This is a genomic window from Fictibacillus arsenicus (assembly GCF_001642935.1).
In the GTDB taxonomy this organism is placed as follows: Bacteria; Bacillota; Bacilli; order Bacillales; family Fictibacillaceae; genus Fictibacillus; species Fictibacillus arsenicus_B.
Genome location: NZ_CP016761.1, coordinates 1901778 through 1920741, shown reverse-complemented (window position 1 = coordinate 1920741; position 18964 = coordinate 1901778). Strand labels below are relative to the sequence as shown.

Here is an 18964-nt window from a genome sequence, read left to right as displayed (position 1 = left end):
ACTAGAAATTCTATCGAAGCCGGCTTCCTCGTCGCATGCCTTGCAAGAAGAGTTTTCAGGTAGTTGGCACGCACCTTACACTCCAATCAACTATTCGAGGAAGCGTACTTACAAAACACCTCTTCAACAGCAGCAATCTTTTAGAAAAATGAGCCATTAAAAAGAAAAAAACGGGCAGATTAAGCCCGTTTTTATGAACTAGAAGCTTCTTTTTCTTCAGGCATTGCTGATATCAGAACTTCACGAGGTTTCGATCCTTCGTATGGCCCAACTATTCCTTTAGATTCCATCGTATCGATTAATCTTGCCGCTCTGGAATAACCGATTCGGAATCTTCTCTGAAGCATTGAAACTGAGGCAGTCTGCATATCCACAACAAGCTTTACCGCATCTGAAAAGAGATCATCTTCTGATTCCATTATCGCAGGCTCTGCTTCCTCTGTAGGAATCATTTCTTTTTGATATTGTGCTTTCTGCTGGCTGACACAATGGTCTACAATTGTTTCAACTTCTTCATCCGACAGAAAAGCTCCCTGAACCCGTACAGGCTTTGAAGCACCAGATGGGAAGAATAGCATATCTCCTCTTCCAAGGAGTTTTTCGGCTCCTCCCATATCTAAGATTGTTCTTGAATCTGTTTGAGAAGAAACACTAAATGCAATCCTTGAAGGTATATTTGCTTTAATTACTCCTGTGATTACGTCAACCGATGGTCTTTGTGTTGCAATTATCAAATGGATTCCGGCAGCACGCGCCATTTGAGCAAGGCGAGTGATTGCGTCTTCCACATCACCAGAAGCAACCATCATCAGATCAGCAAGTTCATCGACAATTACAACAATGTATGGTAAGAACGGCTGTTTCGCGTCACTTCTACCATTCTGTTTTCTAATGGATTCATTATACCCTTCAATGTTTCTCGTACCGCTGTGAGAAAACAATTCATATCTTCTTTCCATCTCTGACACGACTCTTTTAAGTGCTTGAGCTGCTTTTTTTGGCTCCGTAACAACTGGTGCTAAGAGATGCGGGATGCCATTATACATATTAAGCTCGACCATTTTTGGATCGATCATCATCATTTTAACTTCATGCGGCTTAGCTCGCATGAGAATACTTGTTATTATTCCGTTTACGCAAACACTTTTTCCGCTTCCGGTTGCGCCTGCTACGAGCAGATGGGGCATCTTGGAAAGATCTGCGATTATCGGTTCTCCTGAAATATCTCTGCCAAGACCTATTGCAAGCGGTGATTTTTGGCCAGAGAACTGAGGAGCTTCTAACACTTCTCTCAACGTAACCATTGAGATCTCGCCATTCGGCACTTCGATTCCTACAGCAGATTTTCCAGGAATCGGTGCTTCAATTCTTATATCTTTTGCCGCAAGCGCCAAAGCAAGATCATCAGTAAGGTTAACGATTTTGCTTACTTTAACACCTACATCTGGATACACTTCATATTTTGTTACAGCCGGACCTAAATGAACTTTGAGTACCTTTGCTTTTACCCCAAAACTTTCAAATGTTTTTTCTAATTTTTTTGCATTGCTTTTACTGGCTGCATACTGCTTATCCTTATGCTGTCCACTGTTTTGAGGGGTACGTAGATGCTTCATCGAAGGAAGCTGATAATGTTCGTTCTGAATAACTTCATCGCCAAAGTTTGCTGGAAGCGGTGAAGCTGAAGGTTCACTCCCAGCTTTTTCTGTTTCGCTTTTCTTGATTGCTTCATCAGAGTCATTGAAGTTTTGAGAACCGAATTTCAGTTGAACACCGCTTTCAGTATGATGGACTCTTTTCGTAAAATCCTCTATTACAGGTTCTTCTGAAATGATGATTTCCTCTGTCTCAGCTTGATCATCTTCATCAGGTGAAGCAGGCTTTAATTTCTTCTTTTCATTTACCTTCTTAGACCGTTCTTTAGCAATTGAATTTTTCTTTTCTAAAATAAATTCTGTTAGTTTTGCACTCGATTCATTAAAACTCGTGACAATCTTCTGCATAATAACAGAAAGTGATTTGCCTGTTATCAAGAGGAGACTTCCAATAATTAAGAAGAAGATAACTAGCTTTGTACCGCCCGCTCCAAATAAAAAATAAAATAACGCAAAGCCTATAGATCCGATAATCCCTCCCCCAAGGTCATCTGTTGCTGTCGTTCCTTGAAGCTGTAGCCAGTACAGTTCCCATGTGTTTCGTATTACGGAAGCGTCTTTCCAATCTCCGCCATTCGTTAAATGTTCAAACAATGTTAAATGACTAAGAACGAGAAAGGAGAAAAACAGAATATAAATACCTGTTAATCTTTTTGAAATCATAGCTGGCCAGCTTCGTTTCCAAATGAGATAAAGAGATAATAAAATACAGGCTAACAGCAAAATGCCGTACCATTCACCGCTAAAAAAACGTAAAAGATGCACGAATGCCATACCGACATTTCCCATTTTCGCTAAACCTAATGATGCAAGAGCCAATAATGATAATCCTGCAATCTCATATGTCAGCTGCTCTTTCCATCTTGCTTTATTTTTAGCTTTCTTTTTCTTATTTTTTGCCACCAATTTCACCTCACAACCATGCTGTTTTCTTTATGTATGTATACCAGAAAAGGAAAGAAAAGCAGCCCTGCATATAGAAAGGCTGCCCACATTAGTATAGCATATTTCTTAGGTGTCTAATTAAAAGTTTCGCAGCGTCATTCCGGGCTGACAGTCTTCTAATAAATAGTGAGAAGGATCTGTGCTCATGATCTGAACGATTCTTGTCTCATCACCGACCCGTTCAACAAGAACAGGAACATCATTATAAAGTATTACATTCTGCATAGCTGCATTGTTTCCTTCTTCCGGAAACATCAATTCATATGGCTGCATGGTATACCAAGTCATTGTTTTATACCTTCGTCGTTCTCAGTATTTTTATGTTCATCAATCAGCTCGTTCAATTTTTTTATCGCTTGACCGAGCCCTCCAACCTCATTAATAAGCCCATCTTTAACAGCATCAGTGCCGATCACATTTGTCCCGATATCTCTTGTTAGATTTCCTTTCGAAAACATCAGCTCTTTAAAACGCTCTTCACTGATCTTTGAATGACTTGTTACAAATGAAATCACTCTTTCTTGCATCTTATCCAGATATTCAAATGTTTGCGGCACACCTATTACTAATCCTGTCAATCTTACAGGATGGATCGTCATTGTAGCTGTGGGAACTATGAATGAATACTTCGCGCTAACAGCGATAGGTACTCCAATAGAATGTCCCCCGCCCAGCACTAGTGAAACACTGGGCTTTGATAATGAAGCGATCATTTCTGAAATAGCAAGACCTGCTTCAACGTCTCCGCCAACAGTATTTAAGATTACAAGCAACCCTTCAATCTTATGATTTTGCTCGATTGCAACGAGCTGCGGAATCAAATGTTCATATTTTGTAGCTTTATTATTTGGCGGCAGCTGCATATGGCCTTCGATCTGTCCTACTATCGTTAAACAATGAATACTCGAACCTTCAAGCTGAGGTACATTTGTTTGTCCTAGTGATTGAATTTTTTGGATCAGTCCTGAGCTTTCGTCTTTTTTATGAGGCACGTCCGGCTGCGGTGTTTCTGTTTCAGGTGTTTGGTCCATAAATCTCCACCCCTTCTCATTTAGTTCTTATTAGTATGGGCGTTATTTCCAAACGTATGATAAGAAAATAAAAAAACCTGCTAAAAAACAGCAGGTTAAATTTCCATGATGATCGGCATGATCATTGGTCTTCTTTTTGTTTTTTCAAACAAATACTGACTTAATGTATCTCTTACATTTGATTTTAGACTCGACCATTCCTTCATATTCTCGCTCATGCACTTTTCAAGAACTTCACGGACTTTTGTATTTGCCTCTTGAAGCAGCGCTTCACTTTCACGCACATATACGAAGCCGCGGGAAATGATTTCTGGTCCGGATATAAGCTGATGAGAATCTTTGCTGATCGTTACTACAACAACAAGGATGCCGTCCTGTGATAAAAGTTTACGGTCACGCAGTACGATATTGCCAATATCACCAACACCTAATCCATCAACAAGAACATTTCCTGAAGGAACTTTTCCAGTCTTTTGAGCCTGTCCGTTTGCAAATTCTACAACTTCACCTTTATCAATGATAAAGATATTATCTTTTTCTACTCCAACTTCAATCGCAAGTTTTTGATGGGCCTTTTGCATTTTATATTCACCATGAACGGGAATAAAATATTTTGGCTTCATCATACTGAGCATAAATTTCAGCTCTTCTGCACTTCCATGTCCTGAAACGTGAACCTTTTTCTGGCCGAAAATTACATCTGCACCAGTCCGCATTAATTTATCTACCATTTTAGCAACAGATGTTTCATTACCAGGTATCGGGGTAGCGGCAATAACAACTGTGTCTGAAGGACGCAGTGCAATTTGCTTATGAGATTTCTGAGCCATTCTTGACAATGCAGCCATAGACTCTCCCTGGCTTCCGGTTGTTAGAATGACAACCTTCTCATCACTGTAATCGTTTGCTTGATCAATTGTGATAAGGAGGTCTTTTTCGATATTTAAATAACCAAGCTGTGAAGCGATGTCTACTACTTTCACCATGCTTCGGCCATTAACAGCCACTTTGCGATTCGTTTTGGCAGCTGCATTCATCACTTGCTGAACACGGTGTACATTCGATGCAAAGGAAGCAATAATGATACGGCCTTTTGCAACTTGAAAAACATCTAGAATTTCATGCCCAACTTGAGCTTCCGGTCCAGTAGAACCAGGACGTTCCGCATTCGTACTGTCTGAAAGAAGACAAAGAACACCTTCTTCTGCAAGAGCTGATATTTTTCCGAATTCCGTATGCTGTCCATCAATAGGTGTGTGATCAATCTTAAAATCACCAGTATTTGCAATAACTCCCTGTGACGTGTGAATTGCAATACCGACTGCGTCTGGAATACTATGATTCACATGGAAAAAGCTCACTTTTGCACTGTTAAACGATAATTTCTGATTTGTTTCGATTAAGTTCAGTTCTGTAGAACGCAACAATCCTGCTTCTTTTAATTTAGCTTCAACAAGACCTAATGTAAGGCGAGTTCCATAAACAGGCACAGGAACTTGTCTTAGAACATAAGGAAGTCCTCCAATATGGTCTTCATGGGCATGAGTCAAGAAGATTCCTGTTACACGTTCAATGTTTTCCTTTAAGTAGGTCACATCCGGTATTACAATATCAATTCCGAGCATTTCCTCCTTCGGAAACATTAGACCGGAGTCCATAACAAAAATTTCTTCACCCGTATCCACTACATACATGTTTTTGCCGATCTCACCTACTCCGCCCAGGGCAAAAACTTTAATTTTCTCTCTATTTTGTTTTGACAATGTGTATATTCCTCCTAGGTTGTATGTAAAAAATTAATCCCGATCACGTCACTTAAAAACATTATAACTTATCAGAGGATTACAAAACAAGACTGAGCCAACATCAAATGAAATAAAAGGATGAGTTCATAAGGATTGTTGGTATTGGAAGGGTTGATATCCGGTCCGATAATAACTGATCAACGATCGATCTTTTTTTTAAAAGTGCCAAAGCAATAATCTTTCGGTATTTTCTAAAGATTAATGCTTTTGGTTCATTTTTCTTTCTCATCATAAGCAAGTTGATTGGAGTGCAAGGTGCGAGACTCCTGCGTGCCAGCCACCTGAATATGCTTCTTGCAAGGCATGCGACGAGGAACAAGCTTCGATGCCGTTTGGCTTGCAGACGCAGGAGCACATATACTTCCTTGAAGGTGAGACTCCTAATGGTGCAAAGCACCAAGGAGGCTCACCGCACTCCCCGCGGAAAGCGAGCATCCTGGAACGGAAATCAACCACTTCCAAGAGCAACAAAGATTACTTAAACAACCTTTAGAAAAAAGCCAAATAAAAAAACAAACCGGGTTACCGGTTTGTTTTTTACAGTTCATTTAGACGTGCAGCGAGTGAAGCTCTCTCAGCTTGATTTAAAGGCAATAATGGAAGTCTTACTCCTCCTACATCCAGTCCTTTTAACTGCAATGCAGTTTTTACAGGAGCAGGGCTTGGAGCTTTAAACAACTCATTCATTACCGGAAGCAGTTTACGATGAATGCGTGCTGCTTCAAGGTTTTCACCATTTTTGAAGCTGCTAATCATTGTCTGCATTTCATTACCGATTACATGTGATGCGACAGATACGATACCTGCACTGCCGATTGCTAATGATGGAAGTGTCAAGCCATCATCTCCGCTGTACAATAAAAAGTCTTCTGACGTTTTTTCAATGATTTCAGCCATGAAATCCAAGTTGCCGCCTGCATCCTTTAATGCAGTAATATTTGGGATCTCAGCCAATCTAAGAACGGTTTCTGCCGTAAACGAAATGACGGATCTTCCCGGAATGTTATATGCCATGATCGGCAGGTTTACAGAGCTTGCGATAGCCTGGTAATGTGCTACAATACCGTCTTGGCTAGGTTTGTTGTAATATGGAGCAACGATCATGATGGCATCAACACCAACATCTTCTGCCTTATTAGAAAGGTCGATAGAAGCTTTTGTATTGTTGCTTCCTGTTCCTGCAATTACAGGTACTCTGCCGTTTACTGCTTTTACAACATGCTTAAAAAGTGCAATTTTTTCTTCAGCTGTAAGTGTTGGCGATTCTCCTGTTGTGCCTGCAACTACCAAACTGTCACTTCCGTTATCAATCAAGTAATTAACTAGCTTTGTTGTTCTTGCAAAGTCTACATTTCCTTTACTGTCAAAAGGTGTAACCATTGCGGTGCTAATACTTCCAAAATTCATTACTTTCACTCCTCAATACTCATTAAACTGCTGCTGTACAATTTCTTGCAAGTTTGTGGTAATCCCTTCTTCATTTAAGCGGAAAGTTGTATGAAGAGCATTTACGGATTCAATTAAATCTTCTTTTTTAACCAGTACCCAGATCGTAGTATGGGAGTCAGCAGATTGGAGGATCTGGATATTTCTGCTCGAAAGAGATTCCACGATTGCAGCTGTTACACCTGGCGTACCTGCAATGCCAGCACCTACCGCTGATACTTTTGCACAGTTTCTTGTCACATCAGGTTCATAGCCGATCTCTTTTAGTTTACACAGCGCCTGCTCAGTTTTATCTTCCATGATCGTGTAGACAACACCTTTTGGAGAGATGTTAATAAAATCAACTGATATCTGTTCTTGCGCCATTGCTTTAAATACCTTGGTCTGGAGATCATACTGGCCGTCATTAGCATAGACTTTTATCTGTGTAATATTAGAAACATGGGCGATCCCAGTAATGATTGATTCCTGCACGTCTTTTCCTGCTGGACCTTTTAATGAAGAAGTTACAAGAGTTCCAGGAAGGTCAGAATAGGTAGAACGAATCCGAAGCGGAATTTTTGCCTGCATAGCAATTTCCACTGCTCTTGGATGAATAACCTTGGCTCCCTGATATGCCATGTTGCAGATTTCAGCATATGTCACAACAGAAAGAGGTCTTGCATCTTTAACAAGTCTTGGATCGGCTGTCATAACTCCTTCTACATCAGTAAAGATATCAATGAACTCTGCTTGAAGAGCCGCTCCAAGTGCAGAAGCACTCGTATCGCTGCCCCCTCTTCCAAGTGTAGCGATATCTCCGCTCTTCGATTGACCCTGAAAGCCAGCTACAACCACTACAGAATGATTTTCAAGTTCTGCTCTAATCCGTTCGCATTTCATATCAATGATTCTTGCGTTAGAAAAATCGTCGTTCGTACGGAAACCTGCCTGTGGTCCTGTTAATGCAGCAGCAGATAAGCCTGAAGCATTCAGCAGACCTGAAAATACCACCGAAGAAATAATTTCTCCGCAAGATAAAAGCAAATCCTGTTCACGGTTGGATATTTTGTTGTTCTCACCTAACAGGCTTAACAAAGTATCTGTTGCATAAGGATCACCGAGTCTTCCCATTGCAGAAACCACACATACTACTTTATAGCCTTCATCAACTGCTTTTTTAATATGACGGACTGCTTCTGAGCGGCCCGTATCTTCTTTTAAAGAAGTTCCTCCAAATTTTTGAACGATAATCTTCATGAATGCACCTTCTTTATGAAATTAAAGCAAGTTTAACTTGATCAAACTTTCTGCGATCTGTACTGAGTTATATGCAGCGCCTTTTAAAAGATTGTCTGACACTACCCACATGTGGTACGCGTTATCACGATCTAAATCTTTACGGATTCTGCCAACGAATACATCTGGCAATCCTGCTGCTAAAGCCGGCATCGGATAGATCTGTTCTTCTGGCTGGTCTTGCAATGTTACACCTGGCGCTGACTTTAATACTTCTCTTATTTCATGGACGGATGGGTTGCCATTTTCAAACTCTGCATATAAAGATTCAGAGTGTCCAGTTTCAACTGGCAGTCTTACACAAGTGGCAGCGATCTCCAGATTCTGCAAGTGCATGATTTTCTTTGTTTCATTCATCATTTTTAATTCTTCAAATGTATAGCCGTTCTCTTCAAATTTATCAATTTGAGGAACTGCATTAAACGCTATTTGATAATGTTTTTTATCCGAAGCACATGGCATGATCGATGCTTCAAAAGGCTCATCGTTTAAAACCGCTTTAGATTGCTCTTTTAGTTCCTCAACTGCTTTTGCTCCCGCTCCTGAAACAGCCTGATAAGTGGAAACGATCACCTTTTTAAGGCTGTATTTTTCATGAAGCGGCTGAAGCGCCACTACCATTTGAATAGTAGAACAGTTTGGATTTGCGATGATTCCATTATGCTTCAATAGATCTTGTTCGTTAACTTCAGGTACAACCAGCGGCACGTTCGGATCCATACGGAATGCGCTCGTATTATCTACAACGATTGCACCTCTCTTCACTGCCTCATGTGCAAGCTGCTTAGAAACAGAGCCACCGGCAGAAAATAAAGCAAGATCAACCCCTTCGAATGCTTCTGGCGTTGCTTCCTGTATCGTATGGGATTCCCCGTTAAATGTAATGACCTGTCCTGCAGACCTTTTACTAGCAAGAAGGGATAACTTGCCGATCGGAAAATTCTTTTCACTTAAAGTATTCAACATCTGCTGGCCGACTGCGCCAGTTGCACCTACTACGGCAACATGAAATGATTTTTGGCTCATCTTTTATTAACTCCTTTATTGTTTAAGGTAAGCAAGCTACAACAGAAGGAGAAACGCAATTTTATGGTTTCTCCTTGTTAATCCATATAATTTATCATATTTTATCATAAACTGGTCGGTTATGAACGGATTTTCTTCTGCTGTATTAATCTATCACCCTGAGTACAGGCTGAAGCTGCTTACCTTGTAAAGCGAGTTCGATGGTTTCTATTAATGTATCCATATGTGCAACGAGCGAATTCTGCTTTTTAACGGGATCATCCTGGCTGAATGGAATGAAATATATATTCTTTGTTGCCATAAGTCTCATTATGTTAACACCGTTTAAACCTAATCCATCATTGGTTGAGATGCCGAGAACTACTGGATTCTGATTTCTAAGTGTTGCCTTTGCTCCCATAAGTACCGGAGAATCTGTCATTGCGTTGGCAAATTTACTGATTGAATTTCCAGTCAGAGGAGCGATAACCATACAATCCAAAGGAGTCTTTGGTCCAAACGGTTCAGCTTTTACAATAGAATCCACAGGTTCATTGCCCGTAATTTCCTTAATTTTTTCAACCCATTCACCTTCAGCACCAAATCGTGTTGTCGTTTGCATTACAGTATGCGTGAAAAAAGGCGTCACCTTTGCACCAAGGTCCACGAGCTTTTGGATTTGAGGAAAAACCGCATCATAGGTGCAATGTGAACCGGTTAATCCAAAGCCGATATGCTTCCCATTAAAATCCATAAAAACTACCCCTTCCGCTTATAAAATTCATTGATTAACAGCTGCGAAAGTACATTAGCGACAATTTTCCCTGCTGTTTTAGGAGCTACTATTCCTGGTAATCCCGGAGCTAGCAAAGCTTTAATCCCCCGCTTTTCTGCATACCGGAAATCTGTACCCCCTGGTTTTGAGGCCAAGTCAACAATTAACGTATGTGACGGAAATTTTGATATGACATCAGCATTTACAATCTGTGTAGGAATCGTATTGATGCATACATCCGTCTCATAAACTTCATTTTTCAAATCATCTAAATGAAAAGGAATCATTCCCATTTCTGAAATTCTTGCCATATGTTCCGATTTTCGGGCTCCTACTTTTACATGTGCTCCTAGTGCCTGAAAAGTTCTTGCTACACTCATACCAACACGGCCGAATCCAAGGACAACTGTGTTTGATTGATGAATGGTTATATCTGTATGCTGGATTACCATCATAATCGTACCTTCAACAGTAGGTATGCTATTATATATAGCTACATCGTCTCTTTCGAACAGTTTTGTAAGCTTCCGATTGCTGTTTGCTGTGATCGTATCAAGATAAGAATTGCTGATGCCTGAAAAAACCTGACAGTGACTTCTTGTATTTTTCAACATTTCTTCTGTTAAAACGTTTTTCCGGTTTGAGAAAATAGTATCAATCTCTCCCTGCAGCCCCGTTCCACTTACAGGCAAAATAATGCTGTCTAACTTTGAAAAATCAACTTCATCTATATCCATTTTTGATGCGCCAGTAAAACCATGATCGAGCTGGTCATAGCCAATAAGTGTAAGTATCGCGTTTAATTCTGTTAATTTTCTGATTACTTCTAGCTGCCTCGCATCGCCGCCAAAAACAGCGATATGCAAATCCGTTAACATTCTTTCTCCCCTTTCTCCGTTGTTCCTTTACTGCAGGGGAATTGCTATCCACGTTCATCATAATATGAACGCTTCGCCTATCTGGTTACTCAAAACCCCATTTTACAACGGCATTACTTTTTATCATTACGGTCACATATTATTATTTTTACGAACTATTGGTATCAATCAACATCATTATATTCATGAGCACCTGCCTTGTTTGGGGCATTAGTTAAACGCAGCGCCCATTTTTGTTCTGTAAAAAAACTTGCCTGTGAAAGTGGTTGATCTCCGCTCCAGGATGCTCGCTTTCAGCGGGGCGTATAGAGACAAATAAAAAATCCGGGAAAGGTTCCCGGATTCTAAAATGTAATCGTTTTTTATTGTAATCCCTTCGGCAGCTCCCCTGTAGGACTGACGAGTGATGTTGAGCATCCTTCATTGAAAATGGATTGAATCAGCTGGTCAACATCTTCCTTTGAAACTTTATCGATAGATTCTACCATATCATCCAACGTACGATGATAGCCTAAGATAAGTTCGTGCTTGCCATTTCGGCTCATACGGCTGTTTGTGCTCTCTAGGCTGAGCATCAAGTTTCCTTTAATTTGTTCTTTGGAATTTTTCAATTCTTTATCAGTAATTCCATTTTCGTTTAAGTCATCAACGATATTTGTGATTGTTTCATACAACTCATCGAGCTGATGAGGTGCGGTACCGCCATAAATAGTGAAAATTCCATTATCCTGAAACGCAGAATGATACGAAAAGACAGAGTATGCAAGACCTTTCTGCTCTCGCACTTCCTGAAACAGGCGGCTAGACATACTTGAGCCAAAAATATTGTTGAGTATGATCAAGCTGTAGCTTCGTTTATCTTTTAAAGAAAGGCCAGGAAAACCTAAACATAAATGAGCCTGTTCCGTTTCTTTCTTGCGAGCCAATTTTTCAGGATGGAATATCGGAGAATCCATTTCAGCTTTAGCTAAAGAGCTCGTCTTGTAGCTGCCGAACCATCCCTCAACTTTTTTGATAAAAGATTCATCTATATTCCCAGCTATTGAAATAACCACTTCTTCGGGAACATAATGTGTATTCATGTAATCACGCAACGTATTCCCTGTAAATGTATGCAGCGTTTCTTCAGTACCTAAGATCGGAAAACCTAGTTCATGATTTTGAAAGCTTGCCCGGCTAAGCATGTCATGAACGATATCATCAGGTGTATCTTCATACATTTTTATCTCTTCTAAAACAACATTCTTTTCTTTTAATAATTCACCTTCGTCAAATGTTGAATTAAAGAACATATCAGCTAACACTTCAAGTGCATATGGAGCATGTGTATCAAGAACTTTTGCATAATAACATGTATATTCCTTTGAAGTAAAAGCATTCACTTGACCGCCGATGCTGTCAAACGACTCCGCAATTTCTCTGGCTGTTCTTGTTTTAGTCCCTTTGAAAAACATGTGCTCCAAAAAGTGTGAAATACCATTGTTCTTCGTATTTTCAAACCTGGATCCTGTTCCAATCCATACCCCTATCGCTACCGATCGTACGGTTGGAATATTCTCCAAAACGACGCGGACGCCGTTTGAACATGTATGTCTTTTTATCAAACTTGTTTCCCCCTAGCTGTCAAATCTGCCACTATTAATCATAGGAACAATATACCATTATCATAACTCCTATACAACTTTACTTAATTGATTTTGGGAGCAGTCTTTTTTCATCCATAAGATCTGAGACAGTTCCGATACTGAGTCCTTTATCTTTAATACCTTTAATAAGCTTCTCTAGACCTGCTGCTGAAGAGGCTGTTGGATGCATTAAAATCATAGCTCCAGGGTGAACCTTATTCAAGACTCTTTCAACCATTTCATCAGGATTTGGATTCCTCCAGTCTACTGTGTCAACAGACCAAAGAATCGTTTTCATATTAAGTTCAGCAGCTATTTGAACTACATCGTTCCGGTAGCTTCCGCTTGGCGGTGCAAACCAATTAGGTGACTTATCCAAAGTGGCATTTATAACTTCATTCGTTTGTTTGAGTTCTTCGGTAATTCTAGTATTAGTCATTTTTTTCAAATCCGGATGTGAATATGCATGGTTGCCAATTTCATGGTTTTCTTCAGCAATCATTTTTGCCAGGGAAGGATTTTTCTTAACCCATGAACCATCCAGGAAGAAAGTTGAATGTACATTATTCTTCTTCATTGTTTGCAGCATACCCGGCAAATGTTCATTGCCCCAAGCTACATTTACAAGAAGAGTTACCATAGGTTTCTCCGGATTTCCTCGATAGATAGGAGAAGCAGGCAAGTTCTCTAAATGTATGGTTGGTTCTATTTGCTTTACTACTAATTTTTTTTCATCGAATTTATTTATTTTTTTCATAGCCTTAAATGATTCTTCCATATCTACAACTAATCCATTGTAGCCGGGAGTGGCCTTCCAAACAGGATCGATTTCAGCATTCTGAGGCGGCTTATTTAATTCCTTAGCTTTTTCTTTAATCTGTGCATAGATCGAATTTGATTTCATTTGTGAAACAGCCGTACTCTGCGCTTTAATGCTTTCGATATAAGTGCTCGTAAATGGGTTATGCACCGAAATAGCTGTTGCAGTTATGATTAACACGATGATGGACCAGTGAAGAATTGATTTTTTCACATAACTCCCCTCCCTGTAATCAAGTTATGTACAACCTGTACAAGTTAGAACGTTAATGGAACATTAAGACAGCAATGAAAAAGCCAGCCCTTATGCAAGGCTGGCCTTTATTTGTATAGAATTAAACATTCTGCTGCTGTTCATTTTTCGCTTTTTCTTCTTTTAGGACTACTTTGCGTGATAAGTTTACACGTCCCTGGTTATCGATCTCCATAACTTTCACAAGGATTTCATCACCAAGCTTAACGACATCTTCTACTTTACCTACACGCTCTTCAGCTAGTTCTGAAATATGGACTAATCCATCTTTGCCGCTGAATAGTTCTAAGAAAGCACCGAATTTTTCAATACGCTTTACTTTGCCCATGTAATATTCGCCAACTTGAACTTCTCTTACGATATCTTCAATAATCTTCTTCGCCTTATTGTTCATCGGCTCATCAGTTGAAGCGATAAAGATCGTTCCGTCTTGTTCGATGTCGATTTTAACTCCAGTTTCTTCAATGATTTTATTGATGATTTTCCCGCTTGGCCCAATAACATCACGGATTTTGTCAGGGTTAATCTTCATTGTTAAAATCTTAGGAGCATACTGAGATAATTCCGTACGAGACTCAGAAAGTGTAGAAAGCATAGACTTCAAGATAATCATACGGCCTTCTTTTGCTTGTGTTAGTGCCTCTTGAAGGATTTCACGGTTGATACCTGAAATTTTAATATCCATTTGCAGAGCAGTGATGCCATTTGGTGTACCTGCTACTTTAAAGTCCATATCTCCAAGGTGGTCTTCCATACCTTGAATATCTGTAAGAACTGTAACATCTTCACCATCTGAGATCAGACCCATCGCAATTCCTGCAACTGGCGCCTTGATCGGCACACCAGCATCCATTAGTGCCAATGTACTTGCACAAATACTTGCTTGAGATGTAGATCCGTTTGATTCAAGCACTTCAGAAACTAAGCGAATTGTGTACGGGAATTCCTCTTCATTCGGAATTACTTGTTCTAAAGCGCGCTCTCCCAATGCACCATGACCGATTTCGCGTCTGCCTGGTCCGCGCATAAAGCCCGTTTCACCTACACTGAATGGAGGGAAATTATATTGATGCATAAACCGCTTAGACTCTTCAACACCAAGTCCGTCAAGAACCTGAACATCACCTAACGCACCTAAAGTACAGATACTTAATGCTTGTGTCTGCCCTCGTGTAAACAGACCAGAACCATGTGTTCTAGCTAAAATCCCTACAGTAGAAGAGAGTTTGCGGATCTCATCCGTTTTTCTTCCATCTGGACGAATTTTTTCTTTTAAGATTAAGCGTCTAACTTCTTCTTTGATAAGTTTATGTAGAATCTCTTTAGCTTCATTAGCTTTTTCTTCATCTTCTTCATAACGTGAAGCGAGATTTGCACCAACTGCATCAAGGGCTTCTTGACGTGCATGTTTCTCAATTACTTTTACAGCTTCTTTTACATCGCTTCCGACAATTTCACGAACTTCTTGCTCAAGATCCTTATCAAGCTCATGAAGAACTACTTCCATCTTTTCTTTTCCGATTTCCGAAACGATTTCTTCTTGGAATGCAATTAGCTTCTTAATCTCTTCATGACCGAACATGATTGCTTCAAGCATCGTTTCCTCAGAAACTTCTTCTGCGCCAGCTTCAACCATGTTAATCGCATGTTTTGTTCCTGCAACGATTAATTGAATATCACTTTTCTCGTTTTGTTCAACAGTCGGGTTGATAACAAACTCGCCGTCAATACGCCCGACAGTAACACCTGCGATTGGTCCTTCAAAAGGAATATCCGAAATAGACAATGCAAGGGATGATCCGATCATTGCTGCCATTTCAGAAGAACAGTTTTGATCAACACTCATTACAGTGCTGACAACTTGTACTTCGTTACGGAAACCATCAGCAAATAAAGGACGGATCGGACGGTCAATCAAGCGGCTTGCCAATACAGCTTTTTCACTTGGACGGCCCTCACGTTTAATAAATCCTCCAGGGATTTTACCAACTGCGTATAAACGTTCTTCGTAGTTTACTGTCAGTGGGAAAAAACTTAAATTTTTGGGCTGTTTTGAAGCTACAGCAGTAGAGAGTACTGCCGTATCACCATATCTGACCATAACAGCACCGTTTGCTTGTTTTGCTAATTCTCCAATTTCGAACGTAAGCGTTCTGCCCGCCCAGTCCATGGTAAAAGTTCGTTTTTGTTGATCCATTTTACTTGGTACTCCTCTCAACACTTAAAAAATCCTAGTATTTTATGGTTCTATTATATCCTAACGTAGTCCTTCCTAAAAAGAAAAACTGTAAAGAATTTAGCACCCTGAATAAAATATTTCTGATATGTCCGATATCGTATTGCTTGCAATAAAAAAAGCGGGATTAAATCCCGCTTTTGTTGGATTAACGACGTAATCCTAGTCTTCCGATCAATTCGCGGTAACGCGTGATGTCCTTGTTACGTAGGTACGTTAACAAGTTACGGCGCTTACCAACCATTTTTAATAGACCACGACGTGAGTGGTGATCTTTCTTGTGTGTACGCAAGTGATCATTCAACTCATTAATTTGTTCAGTAAGGATAGCGATTTGAACTTCTGGAGATCCAGTGTCCGTATCATGTACCTTATACTCGCTGATTAGTTCGTTTTTACGCTCTTGAGTAATAGCCATCCTTTTCACCTCCTTAATATTAGAAACACCTATTACCGAGCAAGCGTCGGTGACTCGACTTGCCAAGCAACGGTTATTTTGTACATTAAAAATGTACATGTATTAGCATAGCCTGTTTAAGAAATAAATGCAAGTTTTTTTAACACATTGACTGTATGATTGATAATGTCTCGTTCTTATCTGTTTTTAGCTGTTCGATCAATTCATCGATAGAATTGAATTTCTTTTCATCCCTGATTCTTTTCAGCCAAGTAACACTAATCGTTCTACCATAGATCTCTTTTTGAAAATTAAAGATATGAACTTCTAAAGAAGGCATTTTTTGATTATCTTTAAAAGTTGGCTTATAGCCCACATTTGCCATTGCATTGAACTTTTCTCCGTCAACACTAACTTCTACGGCGTAAACCCCTGTTTTTGGAAGGGTATAGACATCTGTGTCAAGATTTGCTGTAGGAAAACCTATTGTACGTCCGCGTTTGTCTCCATGTATGACAGTACCATTGAGTTTATATCTTCTGCCGAGATAATGAACAATGCTCTCGACCAGTCCTTCTCTGAGGCATTGGCGAATAAGGGTAGAACTTATTTTCTGGCCCTTTTCTTCAATCTTCTCAATTACAGTTTGACCAAATTTGCCGTCAGCTTCATGAACCAGTGTTTCCACATTTCCTTTTCCATACTTGCCGTATGTAAAATCAAAACCTGTTACAACATGTTTTACATTTAAACCGACAATATACTGGTCAACAAAATCTTTTGTAGAGAGTGAAGCAAAATCAAGATCGAATTTCACAAGATAAAAACGTTTAACTCCCATACTTTCTAACATCTTTTTCTTTTCTTCAAGCGGTGTGATATATGTCCAAGTTTCATCCGCTTTTCCCAAGACAACAGAAGGATGCGGATGAAAACTCATAACAGCTGGAATTGCTCCATTTCTTTCTGCAAGTTCAATAGCAGTATTTATCACACGCTGATGTCCGATGTGAATTCCGTCGAAGTAGCCTAATGCCAAGATTAATGGCGGGAGACTTTCTTTTTCATAATGATGAGGATGATTAATGACGATCGTTTCCAAAAACTCACCTACTAACCTGTTTCGTTATTCAATGGCTAACACTTTCGCTGGTTTAATCAAACCAGGTTTAGAAGGATGCAGCTGATATATGGCTAGACATTTTCCTTCTTCATTATAAACACCAAACGGACTTTGTTCCAACTCTTTTGGTTTAGGCAGCACTGATCCATTTCTTACTTGTGCCTCAGTCTCCTCATCAACAGTCCATTTTGGAAAATGCGAGATCCCTCTCTCTAGTGGAAATAAGAAATTATCCAAAGGTGACTCTGTGTTTTCCAGCTCTTCAAATGTGACACAATCGCTTAAAGTAAATGGACCTGAGGCTGTTCTTATCAGAGATGACATATGAGCGGGATAACCTAGCTTTTCACCGATAGCAACAGCGAGGGTACGGACATAAGTCCCTTTAGAACATTTTACTCTATATGAAAATACAGGACTTTCTTTTCTTAAAGTATCCTCTTTGTTCAGCAGTTCAAGCTCATATATGGTCACTTTCCGTTTTGGTCTTTCAATTTGAATTCCCTGCCTTGCGTATTCATAAAGTTTTTTACCGTTAACCTTAACAGCCGAGTACATGGGAGGAACTTGTTCAATCTCGCCTGTAAGAGACCGTAAAATCTCTTTTATTTTTCCAAAGTCTATATCTTCCTCTACTTGTCTTTCCATTACTTTGTCGCCATGTGCATCTTCTGTCTCTGTCGAATAGCCGAGCGTAACTTCACCGATATATTCTTTGCCGTAATCAGACATATACTCAGCAATTTTTGTTGCTCTTCCAATACAGATAGGCAGCACACCTGTAACTTCCGGATCCAGAGTTCCGGTGTGTCCCACTTTTTTAGTTGAAAAGATTCTGCGTATTTTTCCTACACAGTCATGTGATGTCATTCCGGCAGGTTTTTTCAGTGCTAAAATTCCTTGCCTAACAGTCATATCAATTTCTCCTTTTACATACCTGCATAAGTTAAATAATTTGGGCTGTTCGCAAACTCTGTTGATATGTGAAGTGGTTGATTTCCGTTCCAGGATGCTCGCTTTCCGCGGGGCGTGCGGTGCCCACGGTGAAAGATATTTAGTGTTGCTCCTGCGTAATTAGAAAATCCTGCCGCAGCAAGCTTCCTCGTCGCATGCCTTGCGAGAAGTAAACTCAGGTAGCTGGCACGCTGCTCTCGCAGGAGTCTCTCACCTTCCACTACAATCAACTTTTGTCGACGAAGAGTTTTTCAAAAAAAATCTTAGAAAAGAGCCATGGATGTATTTTAAGCAAAAAATGGATAGACAATTTATTTAATTGCCTATCCATTTGCTATTATGGTTTCGGATAATCTTCGTTTTCTTCTTCGCTGTCTTCGTCATCTCGTTTAATCTCAGATAAAAGACTTTCGATCTTGCTTCCATAATTTAAGGATTCATCAAATTTAAAGAAGATGTCCGGTGTTTTACGCATGCGTATACGTTTTCCAATTTCAGTCCTGATAAAACCAGTAGCTTTAGCAAGACTGCGCAAAGTCTGTTCTTTTTGTTCACTGTCGCCAAAAACAGAAACGTATACAGTCGCTTGCTGCAGGTCACCAGTTACATCAACCGCCGTAACAGTTACAAAACCAACGCGGGGGTCTTTCAGTTTCCGGCCAATAATATCAGTAAGCTCTTTTTTCATCTGTTCCCCAACACGGTTGGAACGGATTGTGCCCATAATTTATACACCCCG

Annotated in this window: 16 protein-coding genes; all 16 read right to left on the bottom strand. The window is 39.9% G+C overall.

From position 1 onward, the window contains the following. Positions 1-191: 191 nt before the first annotated feature. Complete coding sequence (locus ABE41_RS10010) at positions 192-2558, bottom strand: DNA translocase FtsK (RefSeq protein WP_066289570.1); 2367 nt, start codon at positions 2556-2558, stop codon at positions 192-194. 120 nt (positions 2559-2678) lie between these two features. Next, positions 2679-2888 carry a YlzJ-like family protein gene (locus ABE41_RS10005; protein ID WP_066289568.1) on the bottom strand — a complete coding sequence of 70 codons (210 nt, stop codon included), beginning with the start codon at positions 2886-2888 and terminating at the stop codon, positions 2679-2681. Further along, positions 2885-3631, bottom strand: coding sequence for a ClpP family protease (locus tag ABE41_RS10000; protein WP_066289566.1), 747 nt, complete (start codon positions 3629-3631; stop codon positions 2885-2887). Before ABE41_RS10000 ends, ABE41_RS10005 begins: the two co-directional genes overlap by 4 nt. A 95-nt stretch (positions 3632-3726) precedes the next feature. Next, the gene (locus ABE41_RS09995) at positions 3727-5394 is read right to left on the bottom strand and encodes a ribonuclease J (protein ID WP_066289563.1); all 1668 of its coding nucleotides are present in this window, start codon (positions 5392-5394) and stop codon (positions 3727-3729) included. A 579-nt stretch (positions 5395-5973) separates the two neighbouring features. Beyond that, positions 5974-6843: a 4-hydroxy-tetrahydrodipicolinate synthase gene (gene dapA, locus ABE41_RS09990; protein WP_066289561.1), complete on the bottom strand. Its 870-nt coding sequence runs from the start codon at positions 6841-6843 to the stop codon at positions 5974-5976. 12 nt (positions 6844-6855) lie between these two features. Continuing rightward, positions 6856-8121: an aspartate kinase gene (dapG, locus tag ABE41_RS09985; protein ID WP_066289559.1), complete on the bottom strand. Its 1266-nt coding sequence runs from the start codon at positions 8119-8121 to the stop codon at positions 6856-6858. Between the two features lie 21 nt (positions 8122-8142). Continuing rightward, positions 8143-9186 (bottom strand): aspartate-semialdehyde dehydrogenase, encoded by a 1044-nt coding sequence (asd, locus tag ABE41_RS09980; RefSeq protein WP_066289557.1) that lies wholly within the window; start codon positions 9184-9186, stop codon positions 8143-8145. A 145-nt stretch (positions 9187-9331) separates the two neighbouring features. Beyond that, positions 9332-9919: a dipicolinate synthase subunit B gene (dpaB, locus tag ABE41_RS09975; protein ID WP_066289552.1), complete on the bottom strand. Its 588-nt coding sequence runs from the start codon at positions 9917-9919 to the stop codon at positions 9332-9334. A gap of 5 nt (positions 9920-9924) precedes the next feature. Beyond that, positions 9925-10818 (bottom strand): dipicolinic acid synthetase subunit A, encoded by an 894-nt coding sequence (dpaA, locus tag ABE41_RS09970; RefSeq protein ID WP_066289551.1) that lies wholly within the window; start codon positions 10816-10818, stop codon positions 9925-9927. Positions 10819-11180: 362 nt separating this feature from the next. Further along, entirely contained in the window at positions 11181-12422 is a 1242-nt protein-coding gene (locus ABE41_RS09965) for a M16 family metallopeptidase (RefSeq protein WP_066289548.1), read from the bottom strand. A gap of 79 nt (positions 12423-12501) precedes the next feature. Further along, positions 12502-13476 carry a polysaccharide deacetylase family protein gene (locus tag ABE41_RS09960; RefSeq protein WP_066289546.1) on the bottom strand — a complete coding sequence of 325 codons (975 nt, stop codon included), beginning with the start codon at positions 13474-13476 and terminating at the stop codon, positions 12502-12504. A 121-nt stretch (positions 13477-13597) separates the two neighbouring features. Further along, positions 13598-15712: a polyribonucleotide nucleotidyltransferase gene (gene pnp / locus ABE41_RS09955; protein ID WP_066289544.1), complete on the bottom strand. Its 2115-nt coding sequence runs from the start codon at positions 15710-15712 to the stop codon at positions 13598-13600. A 187-nt stretch (positions 15713-15899) separates the two neighbouring features. Continuing rightward, a complete protein-coding gene (gene rpsO / locus ABE41_RS09950) occupies positions 15900-16169 on the bottom strand; it encodes a 30S ribosomal protein S15 (RefSeq protein WP_066240919.1) in 270 nt (89 codons plus the stop codon). Between the two features lie 139 nt (positions 16170-16308). Then, a complete protein-coding gene (gene ribF / locus ABE41_RS09945) occupies positions 16309-17250 on the bottom strand; it encodes a riboflavin biosynthesis protein RibF (RefSeq protein WP_066289542.1) in 942 nt (313 codons plus the stop codon). 24 nt (positions 17251-17274) lie between these two features. After that, positions 17275-18186 (bottom strand): tRNA pseudouridine(55) synthase TruB, encoded by a 912-nt coding sequence (gene truB / locus ABE41_RS09940; RefSeq protein WP_066289540.1) that lies wholly within the window; start codon positions 18184-18186, stop codon positions 17275-17277. A gap of 376 nt (positions 18187-18562) precedes the next feature. Beyond that, the gene (gene rbfA / locus ABE41_RS09930) at positions 18563-18949 is read right to left on the bottom strand and encodes a 30S ribosome-binding factor RbfA (RefSeq protein WP_066289536.1); all 387 of its coding nucleotides are present in this window, start codon (positions 18947-18949) and stop codon (positions 18563-18565) included. Between the last annotated feature and the right edge of the window lie 15 nt (positions 18950-18964).

What these genes read in the sequence shown, in the direction of transcription:
- ABE41_RS10000 (WP_066289566.1), bottom strand. Translation starts at nt 3,631, where the DNA reads ATGGACCAAACACCTGAAACAGAAACACCGCAGCCGGACGTGCCTCAT.
- pnp (WP_066289544.1), bottom strand. Translation starts at nt 15,712, where the DNA reads ATGGATCAACAAAAACGAACTTTTACCATGGACTGGGCGGGCAGAACG.
- dapG (WP_066289559.1), bottom strand. Translation starts at nt 8,121, where the DNA reads ATGAAGATTATCGTTCAAAAATTTGGAGGAACTTCTTTAAAAGAAGAT.
- asd (WP_066289557.1), bottom strand. Translation starts at nt 9,186, where the DNA reads ATGAGCCAAAAATCATTTCATGTTGCCGTAGTAGGTGCAACTGGCGCA.
- dpaA (WP_066289551.1), bottom strand. Translation starts at nt 10,818, where the DNA reads ATGTTAACGGATTTGCATATCGCTGTTTTTGGCGGCGATGCGAGGCAG.
- truB (WP_066289540.1), bottom strand. Translation starts at nt 18,186, where the DNA reads ATGACTGTTAGGCAAGGAATTTTAGCACTGAAAAAACCTGCCGGAATG.
- dapA (WP_066289561.1), bottom strand. Translation starts at nt 6,843, where the DNA reads ATGAATTTTGGAAGTATTAGCACCGCAATGGTTACACCTTTTGACAGT.
- rbfA (WP_066289536.1), bottom strand. Translation starts at nt 18,949, where the DNA reads ATGGGCACAATCCGTTCCAACCGTGTTGGGGAACAGATGAAAAAAGAG.
- ABE41_RS10005 (WP_066289568.1), bottom strand. Translation starts at nt 2,888, where the DNA reads ATGACTTGGTATACCATGCAGCCATATGAATTGATGTTTCCGGAAGAA.
- rpsO (WP_066240919.1), bottom strand. Translation starts at nt 16,169, where the DNA reads ATGGCTATTACTCAAGAGCGTAAAAACGAACTAATCAGCGAGTATAAG.
- dpaB (WP_066289552.1), bottom strand. Translation starts at nt 9,919, where the DNA reads ATGGATTTTAATGGGAAGCATATCGGCTTTGGATTAACCGGTTCACAT.